Origin of the sequence: Pseudomonas caspiana (assembly GCF_002158995.1) — a bacterium.
Lineage (GTDB): Bacteria > Pseudomonadota > Gammaproteobacteria > Pseudomonadales > Pseudomonadaceae > Aquipseudomonas > Aquipseudomonas caspiana.
This window is the reverse complement of sequence record NZ_LOHF01000014.1, coordinates 1-25,634: the sequence shown is the minus strand read 5'-3', so window position 1 is coordinate 25,634 and position 25,634 is coordinate 1. Positions and strand designations below refer to the sequence as shown.

General features: G+C 58.4%; 22 protein-coding genes. 7 read left to right on the top strand and 15 right to left on the bottom strand.

The window, feature by feature from the left end; genetic code table 11:
• Positions 1-207 precede the first annotated feature (207 nt).
• From AUC60_RS16630 to cbiE, 3 genes are read right to left on the bottom strand one after another with little or no spacing between them, the layout of a single operon-like run.
• Complete coding sequence (locus tag AUC60_RS16630) at positions 208-945, bottom strand: cobalt-precorrin-6A reductase (RefSeq protein ID WP_087269709.1); 738 nt, start codon at positions 943-945, stop codon at positions 208-210.
• The gene (locus AUC60_RS16625) at positions 942-2,039 is read right to left on the bottom strand and encodes a cobalt-precorrin-5B (C(1))-methyltransferase (RefSeq protein WP_087269706.1); all 1,098 of its coding nucleotides are present in this window, start codon (positions 2,037-2,039) and stop codon (positions 942-944) included. Before AUC60_RS16625 ends, AUC60_RS16630 begins: the two co-directional genes overlap by 4 nt.
• Complete coding sequence (gene cbiE, locus AUC60_RS16620; RefSeq protein WP_087269702.1) at positions 2,039-3,241, bottom strand: precorrin-6y C5,15-methyltransferase (decarboxylating) subunit CbiE; 1,203 nt, start codon at positions 3,239-3,241, stop codon at positions 2,039-2,041. The genes AUC60_RS16625 and cbiE overlap by 1 nt, the downstream gene beginning before the upstream one ends.
• Before the next feature lie 132 nt (positions 3,242-3,373).
• Here cbiE and cobG point away from each other — a divergent pair, with 132 nt between their 5' ends.
• From cobG to AUC60_RS16585, 7 genes are all read left to right on the top strand, one after another.
• Positions 3,374-4,723 carry a precorrin-3B synthase gene (gene cobG / locus AUC60_RS16615; RefSeq protein WP_405624379.1) on the top strand — a complete coding sequence of 450 codons (1,350 nt, stop codon included), beginning with the start codon at positions 3,374-3,376 and terminating at the stop codon, positions 4,721-4,723.
• Positions 4,716-5,342: a precorrin-8X methylmutase gene (locus tag AUC60_RS16610; RefSeq protein ID WP_087269696.1), complete on the top strand. Its 627-nt coding sequence runs from the start codon at positions 4,716-4,718 to the stop codon at positions 5,340-5,342. Before cobG ends, AUC60_RS16610 begins: the two co-directional genes overlap by 8 nt.
• Positions 5,342-6,073, top strand: coding sequence for a precorrin-2 C(20)-methyltransferase (locus tag AUC60_RS16605; protein WP_087269694.1), 732 nt, complete (start codon positions 5,342-5,344; stop codon positions 6,071-6,073). Before AUC60_RS16610 ends, AUC60_RS16605 begins: the two co-directional genes overlap by 1 nt.
• Positions 6,073-7,776: a precorrin-3B C(17)-methyltransferase gene (gene cobJ / locus AUC60_RS16600; protein ID WP_087269691.1), complete on the top strand. Its 1,704-nt coding sequence runs from the start codon at positions 6,073-6,075 to the stop codon at positions 7,774-7,776. Before AUC60_RS16605 ends, cobJ begins: the two co-directional genes overlap by 1 nt.
• Positions 7,777-8,296: 520 nt before the next feature.
• Positions 8,297-9,094 (top strand): hypothetical protein, encoded by a 798-nt coding sequence (locus AUC60_RS16595; RefSeq protein WP_087269688.1) that lies wholly within the window; start codon positions 8,297-8,299, stop codon positions 9,092-9,094.
• Positions 9,095-9,197: 103 nt separating this feature from the next.
• Positions 9,198-9,827 (top strand): hypothetical protein, encoded by a 630-nt coding sequence (locus tag AUC60_RS16590; RefSeq protein WP_087269685.1) that lies wholly within the window; start codon positions 9,198-9,200, stop codon positions 9,825-9,827.
• Entirely contained in the window at positions 9,824-10,465 is a 642-nt protein-coding gene (locus AUC60_RS16585; protein WP_087269682.1) for a hypothetical protein, read from the top strand. Before AUC60_RS16590 ends, AUC60_RS16585 begins: the two co-directional genes overlap by 4 nt.
• Positions 10,466-10,475: 10 nt before the next feature.
• On the opposite strand, the gene AUC60_RS16580 is transcribed toward AUC60_RS16585, so the two are convergent.
• From AUC60_RS16580 to AUC60_RS16525, 12 genes are all read right to left on the bottom strand, one after another.
• Positions 10,476-11,072, bottom strand: a complete 597-nt coding sequence (locus tag AUC60_RS16580) for a MarC family protein (RefSeq protein WP_087269679.1) — start codon at positions 11,070-11,072, stop codon at positions 10,476-10,478.
• Between the two features lie 78 nt (positions 11,073-11,150).
• A complete protein-coding gene (locus AUC60_RS16575) occupies positions 11,151-13,940 on the bottom strand; it encodes a hybrid sensor histidine kinase/response regulator (RefSeq protein ID WP_087269676.1) in 2,790 nt (929 codons plus the stop codon).
• 148 nt (positions 13,941-14,088) lie between these two features.
• A complete protein-coding gene (gene purD, locus AUC60_RS16570) occupies positions 14,089-15,381 on the bottom strand; it encodes a phosphoribosylamine--glycine ligase (RefSeq protein WP_087270018.1) in 1,293 nt (430 codons plus the stop codon).
• Between the two features lie 165 nt (positions 15,382-15,546).
• A complete protein-coding gene (gene purH / locus AUC60_RS16565; RefSeq protein ID WP_087270015.1) occupies positions 15,547-17,154 on the bottom strand; it encodes a bifunctional phosphoribosylaminoimidazolecarboxamide formyltransferase/IMP cyclohydrolase in 1,608 nt (535 codons plus the stop codon).
• A gap of 82 nt (positions 17,155-17,236) precedes the next feature.
• Entirely contained in the window at positions 17,237-17,557 is a 321-nt protein-coding gene (gene fis / locus AUC60_RS16560; RefSeq protein ID WP_087269673.1) for a DNA-binding transcriptional regulator Fis, read from the bottom strand.
• Entirely contained in the window at positions 17,554-18,567 is a 1,014-nt protein-coding gene (dusB, locus tag AUC60_RS16555; protein WP_087269670.1) for a tRNA dihydrouridine synthase DusB, read from the bottom strand. Before dusB ends, fis begins: the two co-directional genes overlap by 4 nt.
• A gap of 311 nt (positions 18,568-18,878) precedes the next feature.
• Positions 18,879-20,198 (bottom strand): DUF3426 domain-containing protein, encoded by a 1,320-nt coding sequence (locus tag AUC60_RS16550; RefSeq protein WP_087269667.1) that lies wholly within the window; start codon positions 20,196-20,198, stop codon positions 18,879-18,881.
• A 23-nt stretch (positions 20,199-20,221) separates the two neighbouring features.
• On the bottom strand, positions 20,222-21,100 hold the full coding sequence (prmA, locus tag AUC60_RS16545) for a 50S ribosomal protein L11 methyltransferase (protein WP_087269664.1): 879 nt from the start codon (positions 21,098-21,100) through the stop codon (positions 20,222-20,224).
• Positions 21,101-21,229: 129 nt separating this feature from the next.
• Complete coding sequence (gene accC, locus AUC60_RS16540; protein ID WP_087269661.1) at positions 21,230-22,573, bottom strand: acetyl-CoA carboxylase biotin carboxylase subunit; 1,344 nt, start codon at positions 22,571-22,573, stop codon at positions 21,230-21,232.
• Positions 22,574-22,590: 17 nt separating this feature from the next.
• Positions 22,591-23,046: an acetyl-CoA carboxylase biotin carboxyl carrier protein gene (gene accB / locus AUC60_RS16535; protein WP_087269658.1), complete on the bottom strand. Its 456-nt coding sequence runs from the start codon at positions 23,044-23,046 to the stop codon at positions 22,591-22,593.
• An 80-nt stretch (positions 23,047-23,126) separates the two neighbouring features.
• On the bottom strand, positions 23,127-23,579 hold the full coding sequence (gene aroQ, locus AUC60_RS16530) for a type II 3-dehydroquinate dehydratase (RefSeq protein ID WP_087269655.1): 453 nt from the start codon (positions 23,577-23,579) through the stop codon (positions 23,127-23,129).
• A gap of 129 nt (positions 23,580-23,708) precedes the next feature.
• Positions 23,709-25,499: a protein-disulfide reductase DsbD gene (locus AUC60_RS16525; protein WP_274521398.1), complete on the bottom strand. Its 1,791-nt coding sequence runs from the start codon at positions 25,497-25,499 to the stop codon at positions 23,709-23,711.
• Positions 25,500-25,634: the final 135 nt, after the last annotated feature.

Here is a 25,634-nt window from a genome sequence, read left to right as displayed (position 1 = left end):
TGCCTCGCGGTGCTCGTGAGCGCCTACAGAAAAGCATTCCAGGTCATGTAATTACATTTTTTGATGGGAACGGCTCCGTCGTCCAGACACCACGCTGTCGCGCAGCAAGCATGGACCTGAGTCAGCTTGCTCGCGATAACGGCAGACCTGCTGAGAAATTACCTTAGTACCACCTTCCCGAATAAATTCGGTCCCACGGAATCAGCGTCAGAGCTGATACTGATGCAGCGCCTCAAACAACGCTCTCGCAGACCCAAACTCCCGGTCCACCTTCGGCAACTCCGGGCGTTTTAGGATCACTACCGGGACTTTCAATTCCCGCGCCACTTCCAGCTTGGCTTCAGTTGCGTCACCACCGCTGTTCTTGCTGATCAACACATCAATATTGCGCTGCCGAAAGAGCGCGCGTTCGTCCTCCAGCAGAAACGGACCGCGTGCGCCGATGACTTCGCAGCGCTCGTGCTGCGGCACGTCGCGCAGGGTGTTTTCCAGGGCGCGTAACGTCCAGATCTGATGCGCGGGGATTTCGTCCAGATGCTGCAATGGCTCGCGGCCCAAGGTGAACAATGGTCGCTGGAAAGGCTTGAGGGCCTGAACCAGTTCGGCCCAGTCCGCCACCTCCCGCCAATCGTCGTTCGGACCCGCCTGCCAGGCTGGCCGTCGCAATGCCCAGCAAGGGACGTTGGCCTGTTCTGCGGCACGGGCGGCGTTATGGCTGATTTGCGCGGCGTATGGGTGAGTCGCGTCGATCAGTAAATCAATACCGCGTTCGGCAATGAATTGCGCCAGCCCATCAACGCCACCGTAACCGCCGACTCGCACTTCACAGGCAAGGTCAGTCGGCACTCGGCCCACGCCCGCGAGGCTGTAGATATGCTGCGGGCCGAGGGTGCGGGCGATGGCCAGTGCGTCGGTCACACCGCCGAGCAGCAGCACGCGCTTCATGGATTGACCCCAGCCGTACCGACGATGCCACCCTGGCGATCAATCGCGAAGACTTCCACTTCAACCTGCGCCGGAACCACGCTGCGGGCGAAGTCCAGAGCATGCTGACAAACAATGTCGCCCAATGGCACGCCCACAGCAGCGCACATCGCCAAGGCCTGCTGACTGGTATTGGCTTCAAGGATTGCCTGCTGCAGTGCTTGATCGGCTCCGCCATCCGCCGCCCATTGCGCGAGTTGCGGCAGATCGATACTGGAATGGCGGCTGTGCAGATCCATATGTCGCGCGGCTAGCTTGCTGATTTTGCCAAAGCCGCCGCAGATGCTCAGCTTGGCCACCGGCACTTTGCGCAGGTGTTTAAGCACGGCACCGACAAAGTCGCCCATTTCGATCAGCGCAATGTCCGGCATCTGGTAGAAGCGGCGCATGGTGTCTTCGCTGGCGTTGCCGGTGCAGGCGGCAATGTGCAGATAGCCGTTGGTTTTGGCGACGTCGATACCTTGATGAATCGAGGCGATGTAGGCCGCACAGGAAAACGGCCGGACAATACCGCTGGTGCCCAGAATCGACAGCCCGCCGACAATCCCGAGGCGCGGGTTCATGGTCTTCAGGGCCAAGGCTTCGCCGCCCTCGACGTTCACTGTGATCTCAAAACCACCGCTGTAACTATGCTCGTTGGCCAGCGCTTGCAGGTGATCGATCATCATTATGCGAGGCACTGGATTGATCGCCGGTTCGCCGACGTTCAGCACCAGACCGGGCCGCGTGACAGTGCCCACGCCCCGGCCTGCAACAAACTGAACGGTTGGCTCGTCCAGCAGGCGCACGCGAGAAAACACCAGGGCGCCGTGGGTGACATCAGGGTCATCACCGGCATCCTTGATCGTGCCAGCCTCCGCTCCATCCGCAACCAGTCGGCAAAACTCCAGGCGCATTTGTACCCGCTTGCCTTTGGGCAGGATGATTTCCACCGCATCGTTGACTTCGCCGCCCAGCAATAGTCGCGCGGCTGCCAGGCAGGTTGCGGTCGCGCAACTGCCCGTAGTCAGGCCACTGCGTAGCGGTGCGGGTTGTTCGGCGGTTTCGTCACGCATCAGGGTTTGATCACATCCAGCAGGGTGATAGGCAGTGCCTGACGCCACGTATCGAATTCGCCCAATGGTTTGGCGTGGGCAATGTGTATGCGGGTCAGTTCACCGCCATGTAGATCGCGCCAGGCCATCAACGTTGCTTCGCTTTGCAAGGTGACGGCATTGGCCACCAAGCGACCGCCAGAGCGCAGTTGCTGCCAGCAGGCATCCAGCATGCCGGGACGGGTCACACCGCCGCCGATAAAAATCGCGTCGGGGCGTTCAAGTCCGATCAGGGCTTGTGGAGCACTGCCGCGCACCAATTGCAGGCCCGGTACGCCCAGCGCATCGCGGTTGAACTCGATCAACTGCTGACGGCCTTCGTCGGCCTCAATCGCCAGTGTTCGGCAAGTGGGATGGGCGCGCATCCATTCAATACCGATAGAGCCGCAACCCGCGCCGACGTCCCACAGCAACTCGCCTGGCACCGGGGCCAGACGCGCCAGAGTGATCGCCCGTACATCGCGTTTGGTCAGTTGGCCATCATTCTCGAAGGCCTCGTCGGGCAAACCGGCCAGCGGCGAAAGACGCAAGGCATTGGCGTCGGCACGGCAATCGATCGCCACTACATTCAGCGCGGCGATTTCAGGATTGGCCCATTCACTGGCCAAGCCGTCCACACGACGTTCGGCCGTACCGCCCAGATGCTCCAGCACGGTCATGTGGCTCGGGCCGAAACCACGATCGCGCAGCAAACCGGCAATCGCTGCCGGGCTCGTGCCGTCGTTGCTCAGAATCAGCAGGCGCACGCCATGATGGAACCGGGCATTCAGCGCGGCCAGTGGTCGGGCCACTACGGACAGCGTGACCACGTCCTGCAACGGCCAGCCCAAACGAGCCGCTGCGAGGGAATAGGAGGAGGGTGCAGGCAGGATCAGCATTTCTTCGACGGCAACCACACGCGAAAGGCTGGCTCCCACACCAAACAGCATTGGATCGCCGCTGGCCAGCACGCAGACTTCGGCACCGCGTTGTTCCAGCACTGGATTCAGCGAGAAGGGACTAGGCCAGGCACGGCGTTCAGCCTTGATGCAAGGCGGCAGCAAATCCAGCTGACGCGGCCCGCCGAACACCTGATCGGCGCGCAATAGAGCGTGCCGGGCGTTCTTGCCCAAGCCTTTGTAGCCATCTTCACCAATTCCCACGACTGTCAGCCAGGGCGACATTTGCTTACCTCAATCCGGTCTTCCGACAGAGCGGCTTTTCATGCCTGCGGACAAAGCAGGCATAATACCGCGCCCAAGGGGCACAAGTGACCAATTCCAGTACCCGTTCCGTTTCATCAAGGTGATCCATTGATCGAGCAGAAGTCCGCTCGCACACCATCCGCATCGCTACGCCCCTCGGCTTGCCCGGGGTTGCTGCGTATCGTCCCGGCACTGGATGGCGGCATCTGCCGGATCAAACTGGCAGGCGGCTCGCTCAGCGCGGCTCAGGCTCGCGCTGTTGCAAACGCAGCGCAAACCTACGCCCATGGCGTGATCGAAGCCACCAACCGGGCCAACCTGCAGATTCGCGGCATCGGCGATCAACAGGTTGCCTTGATCGACACGCTGTTGGCGGCCGGGCTTGGCCCGAATAACCCCGACAGCGACGACGTGCGTAACCTGATGCTCAGCCCTGTGGCTGGCCTGGACCCGCATATGCTGCTGGACGTGCGACCTTTGGCCGCGCAGATTCTGGCTGCGCTGGAAAACAATCCGCGCTTTCATGACCTGTCGCCCAAATTCGCCCTGTCACTGGACGGCGGCGAAGCCATGGTGATGCTCGAACATCCGCATGATCTGTGGCTGTCGGCGTTGAAAATGGACGGCGAAATCATGCTGGGCTTCGGTCTGGCGGGTTGCCCTGCTCAAGACTCGCCATTGGCAGCGGTTCCGATGGCTAACGGGCTAGAGCTGGTATTAGCGGTGCTTGAGCTGTTTCTCGATCTGGCGCGCCCGGAGCAGGTGCGCATGCGACATCTGCTGGAGGAAGTTCCGGCGCAGCAGCTTCTGGCAAACCTGCAGCAGCGCTTGAGTATTGAACTGCGTGTTGATCAAAAAATAACCGCTTGGCGACGTCCAGCAATCGTCAGCAACCAGCACCTTGGGGTTTATCCACAGCAGCAAGCCGGAAAGGTTGCAGTGGGCGGGGGCGTTCCATTGGGACGACTCGATCCTGCGATGCTGAACGCTGTTGCACAGCTGGCGGCTGATTTTGGCGACGGCAGCCTGCGACTGACCCCGTGGCAAAGCCTGTTGTTGCCGAATGTCCCGAGCGAGCGGGGCGAGCAGGTGTTGTCTGCATTGGAGGCCGCCGGGCTGCTGTGTTCCGCCGATCAGCCGTTGGCACAGATCATCGCCTGCACCGGTTCGACCGATTGCGCCAAGGGACTGGCCGACACCAAAACTGATGCACGGCTGCTGGCCGGGCAATTGCAACGCAGCGGCGTCAGCCGGGCGGTACACCTGTCGGCCTGCAAGCGCTCGTGCGCAGCGGCGCACCTGGCCTCGGTGACCTTGCTGGCAGTTTCCCCCGGCCACTATGACCTTTATTTTCGCGATGCAGCGCAGCCCGGTTTCGGTGCTCTGCAAGCGCGTGACCTCACTATTGAAGCAGCCGGCGCATTGTTGATCGCCGACTCACGGAGCAGCACCCATGATTGATTACATCCGCGATGGTCAGGAGATTTATCGCAACTCCTTCTCGATCATTCGTGCGGAAGCGCGGCTGGAGACGATCCCTGCCGACCTGGAAAAACTCGCCGTGCGCGTGATCCATGCCTGCGGCATGGTTGAAGTCATCGAAGACCTGCGCTTCTCGGAAGGTGCGGGCAAGGCCGGACGCGATGCGCTGGCCGCTGGCGCGCCGATCCTCTGCGATGCGCGCATGGTGTCCGAAGGCATCACGCGGACTCGCCTGCCGGCCAACAATCAGATCATCTGCACGCTGCATGATGAAGGCGTGCGCGAGTTGGCTCTGGAGCTGGGCAACACCCGTTCGGCGGTGGCGCTGGAGCACTGGCGTGAACATCTGGAAGGCAGTGTCGTGGTCATTGGCAACGCGCCGACTGCGCTGTTCTATCTGCTTGAAATGCTCGACGCAGGTGCGCCGAAACCGGCCCTGATCCTTGGCTTCCCTGTCGGGTTCGTAGGTGCTGCCGAGTCCAAGGCCATGCTCGCCGCTGACAGCCGTGGCGTGCCGTTTGTAATCATGCAGGGTCGTCGTGGTGGCAGCGCCATGGCGGTGGCTGCGGTCAATGCACTGGCCACGGAGATCGAATAATGCAGGCACGCGGTCGATTGATTGGCTTGGGCGTCGGTCCCGGTGACCCGGAGCTGATTACCGTCAAGGCATTGCGCCTGCTGCGCGAGTCGCCAGTGGTTGCCTACTTCGTTGCCAAGGGCAAGAAGGGCAACGCGTTCGGCATCATCGAAGGTCATCTGCAGGACGCTCAGACCTTGATGCCACTGGTTTACCCGGTGACCACCGAAGCGTTGCCCGCGCCAATGTCCTATGAAAAAGTCATCAGTGATTTTTATGATGATGCCAGTGTCGACGTGGCGGCCCATCTGGACGCCGGACGTGATGTGGCGGTGATCTGTGAAGGTGATCCGTTCTTTTACGGCTCCTACATGTACCTGCATGACCGACTTGCCGATAAGTATGAGGCTCAAGTCATACCGGGCGTCTGTTCGATGCTCGGTGGTGCTTCGGTGCTGGGTGCGCCGCTGGTGTATCGCAACCAGAGCCTGTCGGTCTTGTCCGGCGTGCTGCCCCACGAGGAACTCAAGCGAAAACTGGCCGATGCCGACGCAGCGGTAATCATGAAGCTGGGCCGCAATTTCCCGAAAGTTCGCCAGGTGCTGGAAGAGTTGGGCCTTGCCGGTCGCGCGCTGTACGTTGAGCGGGCCACCATGGCCAATCAGAAAATCGTCCCACTGGATGAAGTTGTACCGATGTCTTCGCCGTATTTCTCGCTGATCATTGTTCCGGGCGAAAGGTGGCAGGGCTGATGGCGCACAACATTCCGGCCATTGTGATTCTGGGCAATGGCAGCCTGGCAACTGCGCGGCGCATTCAGCAGTTGTACCCGGACTCGTTGATTTACGGCCTTGTTGATCGAGTGCAGGGCGCAGATCGAACCTACAGCGAATTTGGCGCAACCCTGCGCCAGTTCTACCAACAGAACACGCCGATCATTGCCCTGTGCGCAGCGGGCATCGTCATTCGCACGCTAGCACCTGTGCTGCTGGAGAAAGGCGCTGAACCCGCCGTACTCGCCATTGCTGAAGACGCCAGCGCCGTAGTGCCGCTGCTGGGCGGGCTGGGCGGCGTCAACGTCATGGCCCGGGAGATTGCTGCCGGTCTGGGCATTGTTCCTGCGATAACCACCAGTGGCGAGCTGCGTTTCGGCACCTGCCTGCTCAATCCTCCAAGCGGCTACGCGCTGGGTGATCTGGAACTGGGCAAGCGTTTTGTCTCTGATCTGCTCTCTGGCGAAAGCGTGCGTATTGAAGGTGCCGCGCCCTGGCTGGCCAAGGCACAACTGCCGGAAGATGAGCACGCACAACTGGCGATACACGTGAGCTGCGCCGAACGTGAGCCGTCGGCCAACGAGTTGCTGATCTACCCGCGCAGCGTGGCGGTGGCTGTCACGGCAATCAGTGCCGGGCTGGCAGCCAGCATCCGGGCTGCACTGCACGATGCGGGTATCGCTATTCAGTCGCTGGCCTGCCTGTTGGCGGCTGATTCGCAGATGGCCGATCCGTTGCTGCATCAGGCTGCCATTGAGCTGGATGTTGCGCTGCGCTTTGTGCCAGCGGCCTGCGCGGTTGATATGGCTGCGCAAGCCGTGCCGCAACTGTTGCCGCCGATCAGCGTGAATGACGACCTGGCAATTACCGTCGCGGCCCAACCGCTGGATGTTCAGCAGATTGGCAAAGGGCGGGGCAGGCTTGCGGTTATCGGCCTTGGGCCGGGTGCCGCAGATCTGATGGTGCCCGCGGTCAAGGCCGAACTGGCTCGGGCCAATGACATCCTGGGCTACGAAACTTATGTGCGCATGGCCGGGCCGTTCCGCGCTGATCAGGTCATGCACTGCACCGATAACCGTGAAGAAATGCAGCGTGCCCGACACGCTTTCGAATTGGCAGTTTCCGGGCGTTCAGTCGTTGTGGTGTCGTCCGGTGACCCTGGTGTGTTTGCCATGGCCTCGGCGGTACTGGAAGCGCTGCACGAATCGACCAACCCTGATTGGCACAACGTCGATCTGGAAGTCCTGCCCGGTGTCTCCGCGTCACTGGCAACCGCTGCTCAGGGCGGTGCGCCGTTGGGGCATGACTTCTGCGTGATGTCGCTTTCGGACAACCTCAAACCCTGGGACATCATCGAGAAGCGTCTCGATCTAGCCTCTCAGGCTGATCTGGCGCTGGCCTTCTACAACCCGATTTCCCGCTCCCGCCCATGGCAGCTGGGGCGCGCGCTGGAGATCGTCCGTCAGCACCGCACGCCTGAAACGCCCGTGACGTTGGGGCGTGATATAGGTCGACCGGGTCAGACCTTGCGCATCATCACGCTAGGCGAGTTGACGCCGGATCAGGTCGACATGCGCACGATGGTGCTGATTGGTTCATCAACGACCTGCACTTTTGCACGTCCTGATGGGAGTCAGTGGGTTTACACGCCTAGGTGGTATGGCGGAAAACCGACTGGCTAGCTCAGGCAGTTGAGGGCGGTGGCAGCTCCCCGGGTTTTATGCTTCCAGCAGACAAGGTTCGGGGGCTGCCGACAGCAGCTTCCTGTCGCCACATCACTTCCAGAAGAGAAAGGCGCTGCGTTCCAGTGCCCAGACCGCTGTTCCCAATCTCTCCTATGTACTAATTCCCTGTAGGAACATGCGATTTCTTACTGGCTTTCTATAACTTGTTCTGTCCGAAAGTTCTTGTGTGTGAGTAAGTGCTCGGGCGCCAAGTCCTGTTTGCGGTAAGTTGGTAGGGTTATAAAGGTTTTGTCATGGATTACCGCCAGTTGCTATCGGTAAATGATTTGCCTAGGCTGAGCGTGTAGTTTCGATGTAACGGATTTTATGAGTTTGACTGGTTAATCTATTACCGCTTCTAAACAGACACCCCATCATATTTATTGGCTTTATGCCGACGAGGTGAGGTTTTGCCTTGAAAGTCCGCATGAACTGAAGACTGACTCGTGGACGAGTCTTTAACTAAAAGGAATTTTTTATGAATGATACATTCGACTCTCGTGAAAACCCGGCTGAACGAATCAGTTTCGTACGAGGCCTGGACCTCGATACTGCTGCACCGGTCGCCATGAGCCGCGCACGAATGACGCGGGCGCTGGACCTTGATCCGAAGAACGATGAGGGTGCCGTAGTTGCCAACACTATTCTGGGGTTCGTCGCGGGAATGTCGCGAGAAAACAAGGATGCCGTGAAAAAGACGGTGCTGCTGGCGGTGCTCGTTGCCGACAACGCATTTGGCCTGGAACGAGGCGGCGAAAACTGGTTCAACAAATTCTACAGCGTCATGAACGGGCTTGGCTGGGTCCCGGAACACTGGGATTACGCTCAATACCGGACGACCGATCAGCGCTTCACGATGGAGCAGGTTGGGCTGAAAATCCTGGGTTCAGCCATTGCCGCAATGGCTGGCCCTGGGCCTGCCGCGATGGTATTGGCCAAGGTAGCAAAAGACGCTATCGAAACGCTTCAAGTCAGTAATGAGCCAGTGGAACTGTTCAAAAGACATACTCGCGACTACGACAAAGGAAACTTCTGTATTGGTTCGTGTATTGAATCTCGAGGCGAGGTTTATTTCGCATTAGGTGCGCTGCGCTGCAGCCTGAGAATCAATACAGTCGATGTGTTGTTCACGGAGTGGCATCACTCTGCAATCAATATTTCTCGTGGGGAGGCTGCCTGGATTCTCGATCAGGAAGAGTACAAATTTCACCGTGAAGCTATTGTTGGCAAGTTACGTGAAAAAGCACAGCGCGATATCGCCAGCTACCCGATCTGAATTGTTGCAAAAGGGGGCGTTAGCCCCCGTCTATTTAGTATTCAGGAGGCGTAATATGTGTGATATAGCGTTGGATGCCTATGTTAATGCCCGGGATTTTATAATGTTCGACCGGCGAGTGGCGTCGACCATGAAGTCGGATATTCTTGCGTCGACACTTTATGCGCAATTGGCAGCCGATAAAAAAATATCGAGAGTGTCCGATTATTCCTGCTGGCGGCAAACCTATCTGGACGCAATGACCACCTTTGGCTGGCAGCTACGCACCAGCAAAGCGTACAACCATACGCCGGACAGTTCAGCTGCGTTTGACGTCTGGACACTGATTAACGATGTATTTGCCGAGACAAAGGTCATCGGTTTGCCTGACACAGCGCGCGATTATGTCGCCCTGGCCAGTCCGTTGCTGGCCAGGATCAGTCCGTGTGAACGTTCTGCTTCGACCTCTGGTCAGCAGTCGATAGCGTTGTTCAGCGGACAGTTTCAGGTCAGCTTTGTGTCTACAGAGTCCATCTTGCATTCGGTAATGGTGTCGTTCAATACAACGCAACCTCTGGATGACGACCCGCTGCTGATGTCCCTCGATCCGACGCTCATTGTCGGTGCCATTGACGTCATGTTCTTTTCCGCAGAACTGCTGGATATCCACTACGAGATGTACCGGGACGCTTTCGAGTCTGCCTTGGCCGAAAGAAAGAAGGCGTTGACTGCACGAGTGGGGGAAGAGCCATGAATGAGATGACATCGAACGTCGTCATTGCTGGCAGCAATCTTGTTTCCTTCATGGCCGGGCTGAGCCGCGAAGAGAAGAAGGATCTCTCGGACTTGTTGAGGTACGCCGATTACTTCGCGAGCCAGACCTTCGACCGCAGTGAATTCTGGACCAGTTGGATGGAGTATTACCGCAACCGACTGGAGAGATTCAGCACGGTGCGAGCTCGCATCGTGAAAGACCCAATGGTGATCACTGACGCCGAAGAGCTTGAGCAGATAGCTCCCGGTGTTAACGGGACTATAGGCTCGGCCAGCCTTGGCAGGCTGATGCAGCAAAGCCTGAGGAAAGTAAGAATCGACAGGGATGCGCGATTGTTTTTCCAGCAAGGCCGAGGCAGTGGTCGTCTACGCACTTTCCAGGTGGTCGGCTGTGAAAAAACGCCTGACGGGCGGATCCTGATCATGCTGTGCGCGTTGCACGCCAATGCCTACACCGAGGTTGATATCCTGGGCCTCTCCGAGCGAGTCGAACGCGACATCGTATTGCGCATCACGGGCGGAGTTTATGAGCTCCATCGTGACCAATATGCAACTCAACGGGAAAGCATCAATTCAAAACTGAGAAACGTTACACGCCTGGCAATTCAGGAAATATGAATTCGGGCCTTCAAGGCACCAGATAGCCGCGAACCCCGGTAAAGATAATCTGCGCCGCAAGCGCACACACGAATAACCCCATCAACCGACTGACGATCTGCAAGCCTTGTTCGCCGAGGATGCGTTCGATGTTATTGGCCATGTAAAGCACGACGCCAACCGTCAGGCTGGCCAGGGCAATACTGACAATGGCGGTCAGTTTGTCATCCCAGTGAGGCTGGCTGACGCCCATGACCAGCAGTGCACCAATGGTGCCGGGGCCGACAGTGAGCGGGATGGTCAGCGGGACGATGGTGACGTCCTGCTGAACATTGTCGGTTTGTACCGCTGACTTGCCTTGCGCCATGCCCAGTGCCGAAATGAACAGCACACTGCCTGCGCCAATCCGGAAGGCGTCAACGGTGATGCCGAACACGCTGAATATCACCCGGCCGAACAAGTACAGAAGCACACTGGAGATGAGGGTTGCCAACGCTACTTTCCACGCGAGGCGCCGTTGCTCTTTGCGCGAGTGGCCGCGAGTCAGGCTGATGAAGCAGGACAAGACGAAGAACGGGCTGTAAAGCACCAGCATCTTCAGATAAACGCTGAACAACACATGCAGCATGGCTTGGGCTCGGCAGCAGATAAATACGTGGCGAGTCTATCAGGGCGCAATAGACGGACGTAGTGGTGCAGCAACAGATCAATTTTTTTGGTAAAGGTCACTGTTCGATGTCAGGGTACGAGCCTTTTCACGTTGAGCGACCCAATGCTCAACCAGCTCGCGCAACTGCGACAGCTCAACCGGTTTGGCCATATGACCATCCATGCCAGCCTGTCGGGCGCGATCCTTGTGTTCGGTCAGAATGTGCGCGGTCAGCGCCACCACGGGGGTGCGCACCCGCTGGTTGCCGACTTCCCATGCGCGCAGCTGTTCGGTGGCGGAGAAGCCATCCAGAATCGGCATTTCACAATCCATCAGTACCAGGTCATAGCGCTGCGCTTTCATCGCTCGCAAGGCTTCTTCGCCGTTACTGGCAGTGTCCGGGTTCAAGTTCAGCTTGCCGAGCATGCCGCGAATCACTTTGGTCGAGATGTTGTTGTCTTCTGCAACCAGAATGCGGAAGTCGCTGGGTACCTTGACCGGAACACTCTGTAGCTGCGTGACCTGATGCGAGGTCGCGCCTTTGTTCAACTGTGTGAGCTCATCCGCCAGAGTGGTTTTGAGTGTGTAGCCAGCGACGGGCTTGGCCAGGATTCTCTTGATTCCGGAGTTGCGGGCAACGATTTTGCTCGGCGCGTTGCTTATGCCGGTCAGCATGATCAGCAGGATGTCGTGGTTGAGGCTCGGATCCTCCTTGATCTTGGCCGCCAGTTGCATGCCGGTCATACCTGGCATGTTCTGATCCAGTAGCACCACATCAAAGTAATCACGCAAATGTGCCTTCGTCCGCAAGAGCGCCAGCGCTTCTTTGCCGGATGACACGGCGCTAACGTTCAGACCCCAGGCGCTGCATTGCTGGACCAGGACTTTGCGGCAAGTCTCATTGTCATCAACCACCAGCACGCGAGCACCTTTGAGCGGGCTGTCGAGATCCAGTGGCGGTTGCTGCAGGCGATTAGGGTCCAGCGGCAGGCTCAGCCACAGTGTGCTGCCGTGAGTCGCGCCGGATTGAATACCGAATTCGCCGCCCATCAACACGATCAACTGGCGAGCAATGACCAGCCCCAGGTGCCCGCCCAGTTTGCTCGACGCCATGAAGTTCTTGCTGTGCAGTTCGGCATGCAGCAGTGCGTCACGTTCGTCAGCGGAGAGCGCCTCACCGCTGTCCTGCACCGCAATGCGCAGGCGGGGTTTGCCGGCGCGTGAGTCCAGTGCGACCACTACCAGAATCTCACCTTCGTCGGTTTTCCTAAGGGCGTTTTCCAGCAGGCTCAGCACGGTCTGGCGCAAGCGCGTCGGGTCGCCGCTGATGACGCGGGGCACTTGCGGCTGAATCAGGCTGATCAGCTCCACTTCTTGTTGCTCAGCCTTGGCGCGGAAGATGTTCAGGCAGTCTTCGATGAGTGCGCTGAGGTCGAATTGCACGTCATCCAGCTCGATCTGGCCCGACTCAAGCTTGGTAATGTCGAGAATTTCATTGATCAGACTGAGCAGCTCGTTGCCTGCGCTGTGAATGGTCTGCACATAGTCGCGCTGCTTGACCGACAACGGCGTGCCCAACAGCAATTCAGTCATACCCAGCACGCCGTTCATCGGCGTACGGATTTCATGGCTGATTTTGGCCAGAAACTCCGCCTTGGCGTTGATTTCTGCATTACTGGCAGCCTTGTCGCGGCTGATGCTGAAGTTGTCTTCGGTGAAGCTACGGTGACGTTCACTGATAGCAACGCTCATCAACAAACCGCTGAAGCAGAACACTGCCAGCAGGGTAAGGATCAGCCATTGCGGGGAAATCCAGGTCAGCCACAGCAGCGCCGGGAGAATGACCAGGCAACCAATGTTGAAGGTCACCATCGACAGCACGAACAGACGGGCTGGCCAGTAACCTTTTTGCCAATGGTAAGCGGAGGCGAACAGGATACTGAGGGTCGCCAGGGTCACGAGCCCGAAGGTCAGCAGGTTGAGTGGCAGCGTATCGACGAACAGTATCAACAGACAGCCAAGGGCGATGACCACCAGGCTGCCCATTAAAAGGCGATTAAGCACTACCACATTGCGATGCATGAAAAAGGAGTGGGCGTACATCAAGCCGGCGAGTGCAGCGAACAGCAGGGTCAGATGCGCAGCGGGGGTCTGTGCGATGTGCCAGGTCTTGAGCCAGGGAGTCAGCAGGTTGAGCAGCAGCGCGGCGCTGAGCGCCAATAACCCTTCACAGCCTGCGAGCCACAGATTGGTGCGAGATCGCGTATGCGCATAACGCGTCAGGTTTTGCAAAATCAACATGCCCAGCGAGCCAAACAAAAGGCCGAACAGAAACGGCTCGCGCTCGTCGGCTGCGCTGTTTATCGCGGGTTGCAGGCTGATATTGGGGCGTAGTTGCTGAGTTGATACCAGCCGCAGATAGATATCCACAGGCGCATTGCTTTGCGGAATAGGCAGCATGAAATCGCTGGCCCGCAAGACATTGTTCTGGGGCGCGACACTGTTACCGGTGCGCGTATGGTTGAGTACCTGGTCGCCTTCCAGGACATAAAGGTCCAGGCTGGCAAGATCGGGCGCGAAGATGCGCAGGAGTTGTTCGTGATCGCTGGGTTGTAATTGATAGTGCAGCCACAACGCGCTGTTGCGATCAGCAGCAACGACCTGGTCGAGGTCGGTGGGGCTGAGCTGATTCTGATAGCGGGCCGAACGGACGTCGCTTAATTGCAGGTTTGCCTGAGTGTCGAGCAACGTTGACCATCCCGCACTCGGCTGGGCTTGCGCCGACAACACGAAGAGCAGAGCCAACAGCCCTACAGTTAAACTTTTGGCAATCCTGAGCCAGCGCACGGTGAAATCCCTTCGTAAGATGAATGCCCGATAACTCTAAACTCTATTTTGATCTTTGCATGCAGCCCTGAAATCGCCTGTCGGACCTGGCAGGCGGGGAAAGCGCTGCTGCGCCCCCCCAGCCTGCCGAAGCCCGGATGATGGCTTGTTACAGGTCTTCACCGCGCTCGCGGGCAATGGCGCGATAGCCGATGTCACTGCGATAGAAGCAACCTTCCCAATTAACCTTGGCGGCCAGAGCATAGGCTTGTTTTTGAGCATCGCCCACTGTTTCGCCCAATGCAGTAGCGCACAGCACGCGACCGCCACTGGTGACTACCTGACCGTCTTGCAGCGCAGTGCCCGCATGAAACACTTTACCCGGCAGTTGCGCAGCATCTTCAAGACCGTTGATCGCTGCGCCCTTGGCGTAATCGCCTGGGTAGCCGCCAGCGGCGAGAACGATGCCCAGGCTCGGGCGTGGGTCCCATTGAGCTTCAACTTTATCCAGTGCCTGAGCCAGTGCAGCCTCAACCAGCAAGACCAGACTCGACTGCAGACGCAGCATCACCGGTTGGGTTTCCGGATCACCGAAGCGGCAGTTGAACTCGATAACCTTTGGGTTGCCCGCTTTGTCGATCATCAGCCCGGCGTAGAGGAAGCCGGTGTAGACGTTGCCTTCGTCAGCCATGCCGCGCACGGTCGGCCAGATGACCAGATCCATCACGCGCTGGTGAACGTCGGCAGTGACAACCGGGGCAGGGGAGTAAGCACCCATGCCGCCCGTGTTCGGACCGCTGTCGCCATCGCCGACGCGCTTGTGATCCTGGCTGGTGGCCATCGGCAGAACGTTCTTGCCGTCGACCATGACGATGAAGCTGGCTTCTTCGCCATCGAGGAACTCTTCGATGACAACCCGCGAACCGGCCTCGCCGAAAGCGTTACCGGCCAGCATGTCGCGGACGGCGTCTTCGGCTTCGGCCAGGGTCATGGCGACGATAACGCCTTTGCCCGCAGCCAGGCCGTCAGCCTTGATGACAATCGGGGCACCTTTTTCGCGCAGGTAGGCCAGCGCTGGCTCGATTTCAGTGAAGTTCTGGTAATCGGCAGTCGGGATCTTGTGGCGCGCCAGGAAGTCTTTGGTGAACGCTTTCGAGCCTTCCAGCTGGGCAGCGCCAGCGGTAGGGCCGAAGCAGTCCAGGCCACGGCTGCGGAACAGGTCTACAACACCTGCAACCAATGGCACTTCCGGACCGACGATGGTCAGGGAAACGTTCTTTTCAGCGAAGTCTGCCAGTTGCTCAAGGGCCAGCACGTCAATAGCGACGTTCTCGCACTTCGCTTCGATGGCGGTCCCGGCATTGCCCGGCGCAACAAAAACTTTCTCGACGCGTGGGTCCTGAGCGACTTTCCACGCCAGAGCGTGTTCGCGGCCACCACTGCCAATGATCAATACGTTCATTTCAAAAACCTCGATGACGCTGAATTCTGTGTTTGGAGCTGCTAACCCGATCCATGTAGTAGCGCGCTTGCCCGCGATCCAGCGTGAAGCGCTGGCAAAGGATTCCAAATCAAATCCGATTGAAGGTCGTTCCGACCTTATCGCGGGCAAGCGCGCTCCTACAGGTCAATGACGGAAATGCCGCATCCCGGTGAACACCATGGCGATACCGGCCTCATCAGCCGCCGCAATCACTTCGTTGTCACGCATCGAGCCGCCTGGCTGGATCACCGCAGTGATGCCGACCTTGGCGGCGTTATCGATGCCGTCACGGAACGGGAAGAATGCGTCGGAAGCCATTACCGCGCCCGCGACCTGCAGACCAGCATGCTCGGCTTTGATTGCAGCAATACGCGCCGAGTTTACGCGGCTCATCTGGCCCGCGCCGACACCGATGGTCTGGCGGTTTTTGGCGTAGACGATGGCGTTGGACTTGACGTACTTGGCCACTTTCCAGGCGAAGATCAGGTCGTGGATTTCTTTCTCGCTCGGTGCGCGTTTGGTGACCACTTTGAGGTCATCAGCGGTGATCATGCCGATATCACGGCTCTGCACCAGCAAGCCGCCATTGACGCGCTTGTAGTCCCACGCGGCGCCACGCTCGGCAGCCCATTGGCCGGTGCTCAGCAAACGCACGTTGGCTTTGCTGGCAACGATGGCCTGCGCTTCGGCGCTGACGCTCGGGGCGATGATCACTTCAACGAACTGACGTTCGACGATGGCTTTTGCAGTCTCGGCGTCCAGCTCGCGGTTGAAGGCAATGATGCCGCCAAACGCAGATTCGGTATCGGTCGCGTAGGCCAGTTCGTAGGCCTGACGGATACCGCCTTCGTTGTCCAGTGCAACAGCAACGCCGCAAGGGTTGGCGTGCTTGACGATAACGCAGGCTGGTTTGACGAAGCTTTTCACGCATTCCAGTGCAGCGTCAGTATCGGCAACGTTGTTGAACGACAGTTCTTTGCCCTGCAATTGAGTTGCAGTGGCGATACCGATTTCAGCCGGGTTGGCCTCAACGTAGAACGCCGCGCTCTGGTGCGGGTTCTCGCCGTAGCGCATTTCCTGAGCTTTCACGAACTGGCTGTTGAAGGTGCGCGGGAATTCGCTGCGGCCTTCAGTGCTCAGGGTTTCGGCGCTCTGGTCGATGCTGCCCAGATAGTTGGCGATCATGCCGTCGTAGGCAGCGGTGTGCTCGAAAGCCTTGAGCATCAGGTCGAAACGCTGAGCGTAAGTCAGACCGCCAGCCTTGAGGCTTTCCAGTACCTGACCGTAATCGCTGGCATTGACCACGATAGCGACGTCTTTATGGTTTTTTGCTGCAGAACGGACCATGGTCGGGCCGCCGATATCGATGTTCTCGATAGCGGTCGGCAGGTCGCAACCCGGTTTGGCAACCGTGGCCTGGAACGGGTAGAGGTTCACCGCAACCAGATCGATCGGGTTGATCCCGTGTTCGCTCATGATGGCATCGTCGATGCCGCGACGGCCCAGGATGCCGCCGTGGATTTTCGGATGCAGAGTCTTGACCCGGCCGTCCATCATTTCTGCGAAGCCGGTGTAATCAGCGACTTCTACCGCTGCGACGCCATTGTCCTGCAACAGCTTGAAGGTACCGCCGGTGGACAGGATCTCAACGCCAAGGGCTTCCAGTTCACGGGCAAATTCAAGGATGCCGGTCTTGTCGGAAACACTGATCAAGGCGCGGCGAATCGGCAGGCGGGTAGTCTGGTCGGTCATTTCAATTTCCATCAAGGCAAAAGCAAATGGATTCAGCAAAAAAGGCGACCTCGATAAGGGTCGCCTTTTTTGTATGGAATGCTTAAAGCAGGTCGTACTGCTTGAGTTTCTTGCGCAAGGTGCCGCGATTGAGGCCCAGCAGTTCGGACGCCTTCGTCTGGTTGCCCTTGACGTAGTTCATCACGCACTCGAGCAACGGCGCCTCGACTTCCGACAACACCAGGTTGTAGACGTCAGTGACGGGAGCACCTTCGAGGTGGGCGAAATAATTGTGCAGCGCCTTCTCAACATTGCCGCGCAGGGTCTGGCCCTCTTCGCTCGGCGTGTTAAGGTGCTGTTTCAAATTGACGTTGTCGCTCACGGGTGTCGTTCCACTCACTAAAGTCTCAGTCATCATCGTCATGCGGCCACCTCTTCTTCTTGCCCTGTTTGCGGGCTCTTGTAGCGTTCGCTGAAGAACTCGCGAACGTTGGCGCACTGTGCTTCCGTATCTTGCAAACGATTGAAGTGGGCGCGAAACTCCTTGGCGCCCGGCAAGGTTGCGAGATACCAGCCAACATGCTTGCGCGCTATTCGCACGCCCAGCACATCGCCGTAGAAAACGTGAAGCGCTGCCAGATGCTCTAGCAGAATGCGTTCCACTTCCTCCAACTGCAGCGCTGGCAATATTTCGCCAGTGCGCAGGTAGTGTTCTATTTCGCGAAAAATCCACGGACGCCCTTGAGCAGCCCGTCCAATCAACAGCCCGTCGGCACCGGTGGCTTGCAGCACATGCCGGGCTTTCTGGGGTGAATCAATGTCGCCATTGGCAAACACCGGAATCGAAATGGCCTGCTTGATCGCGGCAATCGTGTCGTATTCGGCTTCACCGGTGTACAGGTCGGCGCGGGTCCGTCCATGAACGGCCAGAGCCTGAATGCCTGCCTGTTCGGCGATTTTCGCCACAGTCACGCCATTCTTGTTGTCGCGGTCCCAGCCGGTGCGAATCTTCAGGGTGACCGGTACATCGACTGCGGCAACGACTGCCTGCAGGATCTCGCTCACTAGTTGTTCGTCTTTCAATAGCGCTGAACCGGCCGCCTTGTTACAGACCTTCTTGGCGGGGCAGCCCATGTTGATGTCAATGATCTGCGCGCCCAGTTCGACATTGGCGCGCGCGGCATCGGCGAGCATCTGCGGATCTCCACCAGCGATCTGTACCGAGCGCGGCTCGGGATCACCTTCGTGGATCATGCGCAGACGCGATTTGCGGCTGTTCCACAGGCTCATGTCACTGGTAACCATTTCCGAAACCACCAGACCTGCGCCAAGTTGGCGGCAGAGCTGACGAAAAGGCTGGTCAGTGACGCCCGCCATAGGAGCGAGAATCAAGCCGTTCTGCATTGTATACGGACCGATGCGTACCGCCGACATAGGTGTGCCTGTTGTGGGGCCGAATCATGGCAAACCGTGTGCAATGCGTTATCTACACGGTCCGTTCGAGCCCGGCCTGACAAGTGCTTGCGCGCCTTTCAGACCGAATCCAGAGTAAGAAAAAGGGTTGGCATGATACCCGCTCTCGATGACTGGATAAAGGCTGAATTGGATAAAATCTGAACAGTTGTTGCCGGGCAGATCACGGATTTTCCGTCTACTGCGCTGCCATCATGTGTTAGTAGCGTCTCAGGCGCTGATTTGCGTCCGATCAGCGGCCATTCATTTCGTCGCTGAGTCTCGTCGGGGGCTTACTCCGGAGAGCGAAAGCTGAGGCTGTAATTTACGGCTTTTGCACCCGGATCGAGGATATCCAGCGCGATATGGATCGGGGTCTGTGGCGGCATTTCTTCCTTCCCGGCGATTTCGCCGCTCAGGTACTCGGCAGGCTTGAACCGACGACTGGCAATCAATTGGCCGCTGGTGTCGGCAAAGCGCAGTTCCAGCAGTGGGAACGGCTGAGAAAATGGCGCACGGTTGTAGATGATCGCGTCGACCACCAGCGCGCCTTTGAACTCGGGATGGCTACGTACCACCAGATTGCTGCTCTTTAGCTGGTTGATATCGACCTTGGACGGGACTTTACAGTCGATTTTCGGGCAGATCATCTGGAACCACGGTCGGTACTGATCCTGGCGCGCCAGCTCGTCGAAGTGATACCAGACGTATTGTCCGGCCAGTCCGGCCAGCGCTATCAAGGTGAGCAGGGTCCAGATCAGCTTGCGGCCCCAGCGAGACTTGGGTGGTTGCCAGTCCAGCTGCAGTGGATCGTCGGTCAGGTCCAGCAGTGCCTGCTCGCGCACGCCGGGCTCGGTGCGCTCGCGGCGCGAACGAGGTTCCGGTTGCGGCTCGTCCAGCTCTTCGTCACTGTCGTCATCCAGCGCCGAAAAGCGTTGTGGCTTTTCATTGCTCGAGGTTCTGCGCTGAATCGGAGCGAGAACCGTGGGTTCGTCGTCCAGATGATTGTTGCTCAGCGAAAACGACGGTTCGGTTCTGCCGTCGCGGGCGTCAGGTTCCGGCTCTGGTAGTGTTTCTGGCTCGTCAACTATCTGCGCATGCAACTCGGGCAGTTGACTGACTTCATCATTGGGAAGGCTGTCGACCCAGTCGTCAGCGTCGGTCTGCGCGACATCGCGACGAGCGGACAGGGTGGAATCGTCGTGACCGGAACGCTCCCGGCCAAACGTTTCCGGCAACTGAATTTCGCGCTGTTCGAGGCGGGCCAGCTCTTCATCCAGATCCAGATTGTCCAGATCCACGGCATTGGCTCGCCATGATTCCGGAGTCTGGGGCGGCTGGACTGCGGGAGCCTGAGTCGCAACCACCTCACTCTCTGCAACAGGCAGTGTTTCGACGACTACCGGTGTAGCGGGCGAGGGGGCAATCGGCAATTGTGCTTGTTCCGGCGCGGACTGCTGGTTACTGCGCTGCTCCAGCAGTTGCTTCGCCGCATTGAAAACCTGCAGGCAGGCGCCACATCGCACGACGCCGCGGGCCACACTCAATTGTGCGTGGCTGACTCGGAAACTGGTCTGGCAGTGCGGGCACTGAGTGACAAAACTGTCGGTCATGCGGCTATCCGGTTAAGCGGCTATTAACGGCGACGGCCAGTGATACGAACCCAACCGTCACGGTTGGCGATCGGATCAAGCTCGAAGGTGTCGGCATAGGCAGCAGCAACTTCTTCGCCCTGTTCGGCAAGAATGCCGGAAAGCGCCAGGCGGCCACCGGTTTTAATCAGCGTGGCCAACTGAGGAGCTAAGGCTACCAGCGGACCAGCAAGAATATTGGCGACCAGTACATCGGCCTGTTGTGCTGGCATGTCTTCAGGCAGATACAGCTCGAAGCGCTCCGGGGCAATGTTGTTGCGACCGGCGTTATCGCGCGATGCTTCCAGTGCCTGCACGTCAATGTCGGTACCGACCGCCTGTTTGGCGCCCAATAGCAGCGCGGCGATGGCCAGAATTCCCGAACCGCAACCGAAGTCCAGCAGGTTGCAATCTTTCAGGTCCTGGCCGTCTAGCCATTCCAGGCACAGCGCGGTGGTCGGGTGTGTACCAGTACCGAACGCCAGGCCCGGATCAAGCAGCAGGTTGACGGCTTCAGGTTCCGGCGCAGCATGCCAGCTCGGTACGATCCACAGGCGTTGACCGAAGCGCATCGGCTGGAAGTTATCCATCCAGCTGCGCTCCCAGTCCTGATCTTCGATCACTTCGCTCATGTGCTCTGGCAACTCGGCATCGGTCAGCAGACGCAGATGCGCCAGGACGTGCTCGGCGTCAGTGTCGGCTTCAAACAATGCCAGCAGGTGCGTGTGCGACCACAGCGGTGTGGTGTTGAGTTCCGGCTCGAAGATCGGCTGATCTTCAGCGTCCATGAACGTGACCGATACGGCGCCGACTTCGAGAAGGGCGTCTTCGTAGGTTTCGGCTTGTTCTGGACTGATGGCGAGACGGACTTGCAGCCAGGGCATGGCGGGTTACCTTCGAGTGAAAAATGATTCTGCAATTACGTGCAGCGGGAAACGCGCAAGTTTACTGTGCTGCGCCACAAACAACAAAGCCGCTTTGAAAGCGGCTTTGTTGGTCCGGAGCAAGGAGGCTTATTGATTGGCCAGCTTGTGTTCCAGGTAGTGAATGTTGACGCCGCCTTCGCAGAAGCCTTCATCACGGGTCAGATCACGGTGCAACGGGATGTTGGTCTTGATGCCGTCGACCACGATTTCGTCCAGAGCGTTGCGCATGCGAGCCATGGCTTCGTCGCGGGTTGCGCCCCAGGTGATCAGCTTGCCGATCAATGAGTCGTAGTTGGACGGAACCTTGTAGCCGCTGTACAGGTGCGAGTCGACCCGCACGCCGTTACCGCCTGGCGCATGGAAATGTTTGACCAGACCTGGACTCGGGATAAAGGTTTTAGGATCTTCAGCATTGATCCGGCATTCCAGCGAGTGCCCGTGAATGACGACGTCATCCTGGGTAAACGACAGCTTGTTGCCGGCGGCGATGCTGAGCATCTCCTTGACGATGTCGATACCGGTGACCATTTCCGAAACCGGGTGCTCTACCTGAACGCGAGTGTTCATCTCGATGAAGTAGAAGCGGCCGTTCTCGTACAGGAACTCGAAGGTGCCAGCACCACGATAGCCGATATCTACGCAAGCCTTGACGCAGGCTGCAAACACGTCTTTACGCGCTTGTTCGTCGATGAACGGTGCAGGCGCTTCTTCCAGAACCTTCTGGTGACGACGCTGCAGCGAGCAGTCACGGTCGCCCAGGTGGATGGCGTTGCCCTGACCGTCGGAAATAACCTGAACTTCCACGTGACGTGGGTTGGTCAGGTACTTTTCCAGGTAGACCATCGGGTTGCTGAACCAGGCAGCCGCTTCAGCACGGGTCTGCTTGGCCGCTTCGATCAGGTCTTCTTCTTTGTGAACAACGCGCATGCCGCGACCACCGCCGCCGCCAGCGGCTTTGATGATCACCGGGTAGCCGACTTCACGGCCGATACGCAGCGCAGTTTCTTCGTCTTCCGGCAACGGGCCGTCGGAACCAGGAACGGTTGGCACCTTGGCGCGCTTCATGGCGTCCTTGGCAGAAACCTTGTCGCCCATCAGGCGGATGGTTTCAGCTTTCGGGCCGATGAACGCGAAGCCGGACTTCTCTACCTGTTCGGCAAAGTCGGCGTTTTCCGCGAGGAAACCGTAGCCTGGGTGAATCGCTGTAGCGCCAGTCAATTCCGCAGCGGAAATGATGGCCGGGATGTTCAGGTACGACAGGTTGGCTGGCGCCGGACCGATGCAGACAGTTTCGTCTGCCAGGCCCAGGTGCATCAGCTCACGGTCTGCCGTGGAATGGACCGCGACGGTCTTGATGCCCAGTTCTTTACAGGCACGCAAGATACGCAAGGCGATTTCGCCGCGGTTGGCGATCAGGACTTTTTCCAACATCGCAGGCTCTCCCCGGTTCAAACGATGGTGAACAGCGGCTGGTCATACTCAACCGGCTGACCGTTTTCTACCAGGATCGACTCGATCACACCGCTGACTTCAGCTTCGATGTGGTTCATCATTTTCATCGCTTCAACGATGCAGATGGTGTCGCCTTTCTTGACAGTCTTGCCGACTTCAACGAACGCTGGCGAACCAGGCGCTGGAGTGCGGTAGAACGTACCTACCATTGGCGACTTGACGACTGTGCCGTTCAGTTTTGGTGCCGAAGGTGCTTCAGCAGCGGCAGCAACCGGAGCAGCTACAGGTGCTGCAACCGGCGCGGCTGCCGGAGCAGGCGCGTAGTACGGTTGTGCTGGAGTCTTGCTGTGACGGCTGATCCGTACGGACTCTTCACCTTCACGGATTTCCAGTTCGTCGATGCCAGACTCTTCCAGCAGTTCGATCAGTTTCTTGACTTTACGGATATCCATTAATCATCAACTCCCAAGGGTCGGTCAGGGGTAAAAGTGTTAGTGGTTCGGGTCATGCCGCGCAGCCTTTGGCTGTGCGGTCATGGCTTCGAACTGACGGCCAATTGTTCCAGGGCGGCTTCAAGGGCCATTCGGTATCCGCTGGCGCCAAGGCCGCAAATCACACCTACAGCAACATCTGAAAAGTAGGAGTGATGACGGAAAGCTTCACGTTTGTGCACGTTCGAAAGGTGCACTTCGATGAATGGGATGCTCACTCCCAGCAACGCGTCACGTATTGCAACACTGGTATGTGTGAAAGCAGCCGGATTGATCACGATGAAATCGACACCTTCATCACGAGCGGCGTGGATGCGATCGATCAATTCGTACTCGGCGTTGCTTTGCAGATACATCAGATGATGACCAGCCTCACGCGCCCTTTTTTCCAGGTCTTGATTGATCTGGGCCAGAGTGACTGCGCCGTAGATCCCCGGTTCACGGGTCCCGAGCAGGTTCAGGTTAGGGCCATGCAGTACCAGAATAGTCGCCATCGGATGATCCTTGTTATGGTTACGAGCATCAAAGCCCGGCGACTATGCCGGAAACACCCTTGGACTGTCCAGTTAACTGCAATAGCTGGCACGATTACCGAAGTTCGCGAAAAGTTTGTGACTCAATAGCTAGATTGGGTCATTTGCTCTAATCAGCCGCTCTATGAGGCCCTTCGCGTCAATTTCGCCGACGACCCTAACATCGCTGCGTTCCGCACCATTTTTACCGAAGATCAGCAATGCAGGCGGGCCAAACAATTTATAGCGATCCAGCAGGGCACGTTGCTCGGCATTGCTATCGGTCATGTCAAAACGAATCAGGCGATAGCCTTCAAGCTGGCTGATCACGCTGGGGTCAGGCAGCACTTCATGCTCGATGACCTTGCAACTGATGCACCAGTCCGCGTACCAATCGAGCAGTAATGGCTGACCTGCATTTTTTGCTTCGCTCAGCACCCGATCCAGTTCTGCGGCGGTGGTGATGGTTTGCCAGTTGGAGGCGTTGCTGGGCGCGGCGCCATTGTTGCTGATTGCCGCTTGTGGTCGGCCGAGTGGGCGAGTTGGATCGGTCTGACCGCTCCAGGCGCCGAACCAGCAGGTCAGAGCATAGACCAGCAGAAAAAGCCCCAATAACTGCGCCAGCCGTTGACGGGTAGTTTTCACGCCAAACTCCAGCGTGCCCAGGAACAATGCGACGCCAGCCGCCAGCAAGCCGGTCAGCAGCAATGTGACCTGACCCGGCAGCACGCGACTGAGCAAGGCAATAGCCAAGCCCAGCAGCAGCACGCCGATCGCGTTTTTAACCGTGACCAGCCATGGGCCGCTTTTCGGTAGCCAGGTCGCGCCACCTGTTGCAACCAGCAATAGCGGCGCGCCCATGCCCAGGCCCAGCGCGAAAAGCTTCAACGCCCCACCCAGCGCATCGCCGCTGGCGCTTATATAAAGCAGCGCACCGGCCAGCGGTGCAGAAACACAAGGGGAGACCAGCAGGCTGGAAACCACACCCAGCACTGCGGCGCCCCACAACGAGCCGCCTTCGGTTTTGCCAGCGATGCGATCAAGTCGGTTACTGAGTGCCTGAGGCAGGCGCAACTCAAAAGCGCCGAACATCGCGATAGCGAAGATTACGAAGAACAGCGAAAACGGCACCAGCACCCAGGCCGATTGCAGGCGAGCTTGTAGATTCAGGCCCGCGCCGAACATGCCCATCAGCGCGCCAAGCGCGGCAAAACTGATTGCCATCGGTAATACGTAAGCCAGCGACAGGCTTAACCCGCGAAGTCCACCCACCTGACCGCGCAAAACAACGCCGGACAGAATCGGCAGCATGGGTAGTACGCAAGGGGTGAATGTCAGGCCTATGCCTGCGAGGAAGAACAGCGCCAGTTCTTTCCAGCTCCAGGCTGTGGTTGATGACGGGGCCCCAACAGTACTGCTGCTTGCTGCGGCCGCCGGATCGCCGATACTCAGTCGCTCGGTTTCGGGTGGGTAGCACAGGCCTTTGTCGGCGCAGCCTTGATAGGTCACTACGAGCGAGAACGGTCGGTTATCGCCTGGTTTGCGTGGCAGGTCGATGTCGAGGATGCCGTGGTACACCTCAACGTCGCCGAAATATTCGTCGTGTTTTTTCTCGCCATCCGGCAATTGCGCAGCGCCCAGGCCGATGTCGGCGGGCTCGGTACGGAACTGAAAACGATGGCGATAGAGGTAATAGCCTTCAGTAGCGACGAAACGCAGCTTTATCGACTCGGGCGTTGTGTCGATCAAATTCAGCTGAAAAGCCTGACGGACGGGCAGAAAATCTTTGCTGTTATCCAGCGCGGCGCCACCGAGCGTGGCATTGGGTCGGCTGTCCAGGAGGCCAGCGCCAGTAGCGGGGAGGGCCAGGATCAACAGCAACAGGCAGAGCAAACGGCGCATGGCAGTCTCGAGTCGCAAAAGTCCGCGCATGATAGCGGAGTGTTCCACGGCGTGCAGGGATGGGGTTTGTAAGTGGGGGTTTCCGAGGGCGTCGGCCACCAGACACCGCGTTGTCACGCAGCAATAAAGAGCCAT